This is a genomic window from Sulfurimonas sp. (genome assembly GCF_026991475.1).
Lineage (GTDB): Bacteria > Campylobacterota > Campylobacteria > Campylobacterales > Sulfurimonadaceae > Sulfurimonas.
Genome location: NZ_JALXBK010000075.1, coordinates 1 through 5,526, shown reverse-complemented (window position 1 = coordinate 5,526; position 5,526 = coordinate 1). Strand labels below are relative to the sequence as shown.

General features: G+C 36.4%; 5 protein-coding genes and 1 pseudogene. 2 read left to right on the top strand and 4 right to left on the bottom strand.

Annotated features, from left to right (window positions below):
- Positions 1–327: pseudogene (locus MV589_RS06245) on the top strand (pimelyl-ACP methyl ester esterase BioV); the annotation flags it as partial.
- Positions 328–474: 147 nt separating this feature from the next.
- Positions 475–1,008: a molybdopterin adenylyltransferase gene (mog, locus tag MV589_RS06240; RefSeq protein WP_297433098.1), complete on the top strand. Its 534-nt coding sequence runs from the start codon at positions 475–477 to the stop codon at positions 1,006–1,008.
- A gap of 6 nt (positions 1,009–1,014) precedes the next feature.
- Here the strand turns inward: mog and MV589_RS06235 are convergent, their stop codons facing one another.
- The 4 genes from MV589_RS06235 to sdhA form a co-directional block, all read right to left on the bottom strand.
- Positions 1,015–1,791, bottom strand: coding sequence for an exodeoxyribonuclease III (locus MV589_RS06235; RefSeq protein WP_297433096.1), 777 nt, complete (start codon positions 1,789–1,791; stop codon positions 1,015–1,017).
- A gap of 69 nt (positions 1,792–1,860) precedes the next feature.
- The gene (locus tag MV589_RS06230; protein WP_297433094.1) at positions 1,861–2,742 is read right to left on the bottom strand and encodes a CoB--CoM heterodisulfide reductase iron-sulfur subunit B family protein; all 882 of its coding nucleotides are present in this window, start codon (positions 2,740–2,742) and stop codon (positions 1,861–1,863) included.
- Positions 2,743–2,752: 10 nt separating this feature from the next.
- Complete coding sequence (locus tag MV589_RS06225) at positions 2,753–3,733, bottom strand: succinate dehydrogenase/fumarate reductase iron-sulfur subunit (RefSeq protein WP_297433092.1); 981 nt, start codon at positions 3,731–3,733, stop codon at positions 2,753–2,755.
- Positions 3,734–3,742: 9 nt separating this feature from the next.
- Positions 3,743–5,455, bottom strand: a complete 1,713-nt coding sequence (gene sdhA / locus MV589_RS06220; RefSeq protein WP_297433090.1) for a succinate dehydrogenase flavoprotein subunit — start codon at positions 5,453–5,455, stop codon at positions 3,743–3,745.
- Between the last annotated feature and the right edge of the window lie 71 nt (positions 5,456–5,526).

Below are 5,526 nucleotides of genomic sequence, written 5' to 3'. Positions count from 1 at the left end.
GATATTAAATTTAAAAGATTACAGACACTCTCTTTTAAACGCAGTAGTGATACTTATATAAGAGAGTTTATTGAGTCATGTTTTCTTCCGTATGAAGTGCAAGAAGTGGAGCTAATTGAGGGTAGTTTAGATGAATTAAATGAGCTACTATATTATGAATGGAGTAGGGATGCGTTACAAAAAATAGTAAATCAGGGTGTTATTATTGAGGTTTATCTTGGTGGTAACGATAAGATAATAGATGTAAACGCAGCGAGAGAGTTCTTTTTTGATGTGGCAACACTAACTTACATAAAAAGGGCAAATCACTTTTTGCAATTCTCTTAAGATAGGCTCCGTCTTTTTATATGTAAAACTCCGAGGGCAAATCCTCCCTTTGGTCTGAGCCTCTGCGTTTTACATATAAAAAGACTACTCTTCAGAGTGCTTTTACAAAAAATAAAAAATATAGAATTATGAAAAGGAATAATGAATATGAGTGAAATAAAAATAGGCGTAATAACAGCAAGCGATAGAGCAAGTAAAGGTATTTATGAAGATATTAGTGGTGTTGCAATTCAAGATACAATGAAAGATTACTTAAAAAGTGATTTTGAAATAGTTTATAGATGTATTCCAGATGAACAAGAACAAATAGAAGCTACGATGAAAGAGCTTTGTGATGAGGCTGGATGTTGTCTTGTGGTTACTACAGGTGGGACGGGTCCTGCACTTCGTGATGTGACACCAGAAGCTACTGAAAATGTATGTCAAAAGATGATGCCAGGTTTCGGTGAGCTTATGCGTCAGGTAAGCCTGCAGTATGTACCAACGGCAATTCTTTCACGTCAAACAGCGGGTATAAGAGGTAAATCTCTTATAATTAATCTTCCTGGAAAACCAAAGTCCATTCGTGAATGTCTCGATGCTGTATTTCCTGCTGTTCCTTACTGTATAGACTTAATAGAAGGTCCATATTTGGAAACTAATATAGAAGTTATAAAGGCATTTCGTCCAAAAGCCAAATAGAGTCTCCTATATAGCTATTTTAATGCCTACGGGGCAATGGTCAGAGCCTGTAATGTAATCAAGTATGAAAGCATCTTCAAGGTTCTCTGCCAAATCTTCAGAGATGAAAAAGTAATCAATTCTCCAGCCTACATTTTTTACCCTTGCATTTGCACGGTATGACCACCAAGAATATTTATCTATTTCATCGCCATGAACATAACGAAATGTATCAATATATCCGTGATCTAAAAATTTGTCTATCCATTCTCTCTCAATTGGTAAAAATCCTGAGGTTTTTGCATTTGCTTTTGGATTTTTAAGGTCAATCTCTTTATGAGCAGTATTTACATCACCACAGATGATGATACTTTTTCCCTCTTCTCGTAGACGTTCACAGTGTGCTAAAAAATCATCGTAAAATTTCATTTTATGAGCAAGACGTTCTTCATCTCTTTGTCCATTTGGAAAATAGACATTAAAGAGTACAATATCACCGTAGTGTGTCTCTATAATACGTCCCTCATGGGTGAAGTCAATTTCGGGGCATGTAGAGTGAAAATCACTTTTAATTGCACTAAAAGTAGCTGTTCCACTATACCCTTTTTTCTCTGCTGAGTTGATTAGAATCTCTTGAAATTCTTTGTCAAATAGTTTTGATGGTATCTGCTCTTTTTGAGCTTTTATCTCTTGTAGACATAAGATGTCTGTATCTCTTTCATCTACCCATTTAAGTGCTTCTTTGTTTGCTACAGCGCGTATTCCATTGACATTCCATGAGATTATTTCTATTGTGTTTGACATTTATAATTCCAGTGATTTTTTAGAGAAGATATTTCATCTCAAAAAGAGATGAAATTGAAAAGGTTATGATTAAACGAAATCTACTTTTGCTAAGTGATGGTTCAAACCAAGCTCTGCAGGAGAACATCCAAGTGCCAATCCTACCATTTGTTGCATATGTAGTACAGGAAGTTCTACATCACGACCAATAGCTTCACTTGCATGGGCTGTTTGAGTATCAAGTTTGAGGTGACATAATGGACATGGTGTTACCATCATATCTGCATCTCCATCCATTGCTCCAGCAATTGCATTACCAGTCAAAACTGCTGCTGTATGAGGAGCTTGAAGTTCAACATGGAAACCACAACACTTATTTTTTTCTTCATAATCAACATTCTTTCCACCACACGCGATGATTAAGTCATCTAATGAAGTAGGGTTATATGGATTTTCTTTTGAGTTGTGTGTCTCATTTTGGAGCTCAGAAGGGCGAATATTGTGACATCCATAAAAAGGAGCAATATTAAACTGGCTGAGTGGTGTTACAACCATCTCTTTGATTTTATCAAGACCAAAGTCGTCAATAATAGCGTATAAAAAGTGTGTAATAGCAGAAGTACCTTTATACTCTAAACCAACTTCGGCAAGTTTTTCATTCACTTTTGCTTTTAATGCTTCATCATTATCAAGTTTATGTTTTGTCATGGCAGTATTGAGTTGACAAGTGTTACATATAGTAACCATTGTCAGACCTTTTTGCTCTGCATAGGCAATATTTCTAGCATTTAAAACAAGAGATAAAAATTCATCATAATCTTGAAGGTGAGATGCCCCACAGCATGAAGCTTCGGTCAGCTCTACTAACTCAATTCCAAGTTTATCTGCAACAGCCATAGTTGACATCATCTGTTCTGGAGTACTCTGTTTTGCAGTACATCCAGTAAAAAGTGCGTATTTTAATTTTTTCATTTATAAACTCCTAGAACTTTGCAGTTGATGATGATTTTACAAGTTTTTTAATTTCATCAAGATTGTCTGATTTAGTAATGCCCCATGGTGGAACAATTTTTCCTTTAGAAAACATTCTCAGTGCGACTGGAATATGTTTTACTATTGATGGACCCTCAGAGTAGAGGACTAAACCACCTTCATCAAGTACACCATTTTTGGCAATAGATTTTTTGAATCCGACTGCATGACGTACTGCAACATTATTTTTAGCAATACCTTCTTGGAAAGCCATTTGGTGAAGTTTAGTGATTTTAGCGATAGGATTAATGTCTTTTGGACATGCTTCAGCACATTCAAAACATTTTACACAATCCCAAACACCCTGTTTTTCTTCATTTACATCAGCAAGCCTTGAGTCTGCACTGTCACGAACATCTGCACCAAAACGGTATGCAGCAGCAAACGCAGCAGGTCCGAAAAAGTCTTCATTAATTTCAACGACAGGACAAGCATAGTGACATGCACCACATTGAATACAAAGGTCTGCCTCATCAAGTTTGTCTGCATCTTCTGGCGATACAAGATTTTCTGATTCTGGATTTTCATCAATATCAGCAACTAAATATGGTGTAACAGCGGCATGTTTTTCCCAAAAGTCAGCTTTGTCAATTATCATATCTTTAATAGCTCTTTTCTTGCTAAGAGGTTCAATAACAAGTTCACTTCCAAAAAGATCTACCATATCATTCATACTCTCTTTACATGCAAGAGTTGATCGTCCATTGACTTTAATGGCACAAGCACCACAGATACCATGACGACAAGATCTTCTATATGAAAAACTTCCGTCGTGATCCCATTTAATTCTATTTAATATATCAAGTACAACTTCTTCAGATGTAACTTCCATATTATAGTCTTCATAATATGGAAGGTAATCTTCATCTGCATTAAAACGAAATACTTTGAAGTTTACTTGTTGTGTAGTTATTTTATGTTCTGTACTCATAAGTTATCCTTAGTAATGTCTTTCTTGTAGTTCATGTTTGCCAAGAACAACATCCATGTAGTCAAGTTTAATATTGCCTTCATTGTCCATATACGCCATTGTATGTTGCAAGAAGTTTTCATCATCTCGTTTTTGAAAGTCTTCTCTATAGTGAGCACCACGGCTTTCTTTTCTAGCAATAGCACTATCAACAATAAAGAGTGAATAGTCAAGCATATGACCAAATTCAATAGCTTCTTGTAACTCTGTATTAAATACTTTTGATTTGTCTTTTACTCGAACATTTTGAAATCTTTGTCTAAGTTCTTTTATAGTGTCAATAGCAATTTGTAGAGTCTCTTTTGTTCTAAATGCACCTGCATTTGCAGTCATACATTGTTGTAACTCTTCACGAAGAGCTGGAATACTTTCATTTCCATTGTTATTAAGTAAAAAGTCTATTTCACTAAGTGCAGTTTGTGCATCTTCTTCATTTGCTGGGCGTAATTCAATACCATCAATGTCTTTTACCATTGTCTTACCAACAAAACGACCAAAAAGAATTGCTTCAAGTACAGAGTTTGCACCTAAACGGTTTGCACCATGCACTGATACACATGAACACTCACCAGCAGCATAAAAACCTTCTACAAGTTCACTGTTGTTTTTACGGGCATGACCATCAATGTCAACTGGAATACCACCCATAGAGTAGTGAGCTGTAGCAGAGATTAAGATAGGTTCTTCAATCATATCCAGACCTAAGAAAGTGATAGCAAGTTCACGAAGTTCAGGAAGTCTTGACATAATCAAATCTTTTCCAAGATGTGTTACATCTAAGAAAACAGCATCTTTTCTTGGACCTACACCACGACCTTCTCTAATTTCATTTAAAATAGCACGCGCAACAACATCACGAGAAGCTAGTTCAAGTGCGTTTGGTGCATATTTTTCCATAAAACGCTCACCTTTAGAGTTAAAAAGTCGTCCACCTTCACCACGAGCAGCTTCAGAAATTAAAACACCATTTCCAGAAAGACCTGATGGATGGAACTGTACAAATTCCATATCTTCTAATGGAAGACCATGACGCGCTACTATACTTAAACCATCACCCGTATTAGCATGAGCATTTGAGTTGATTTTATACGCACGAGCATAACCGCCAGTTGCAAACATTACACTTTTCGCATTGAAAATAGCCATTTGCATATCACGAATATTAAATGCAACAACACCTGACACTTTTCCATCTTTGTAGATAATATCAGCAGCGTACCACTCATCCCAAAACTTTACGCCCGCACGAAATGCTTGTTCGTAAACTGTTTGAAGAAGTGTTAGCCCTGTTCTGTCTTTTGCATAACATGCACGAGGAGATGACTGCCCACCAAATGGACGCTGTGCGATAGTACCGTCAGGTTTTCTGCTAAACGCAGCTCCCATTCTCTCGGCCCAACGAATTGTCTCTGGAGCATTTTTACACATAAATTCAACAGCATCTTGATCTGCTAAGTAGTCAGACCCTTTTACTGTATCAAATTCATGAAGCTCAACACTGTCTTCATCACTAAACGCAGCATTAATACCACCTTGCGCAGCACCTGAATGACTTCTAAGTGGATGTAATTTTGTAATTACAGCAACTTTTTTTCCTGCAGTTTGCAACTCTCTAGCTGCTGCACACCCTGCAAGACCCGCACCAACAACGATTGCATCGTAAGTATAAATAGGAATACTCATTAACTTTCCTTCAATTATAGAACTAAAATAATTTTGATTATATCGTGAATAGTCTTATATAAGATTAAATG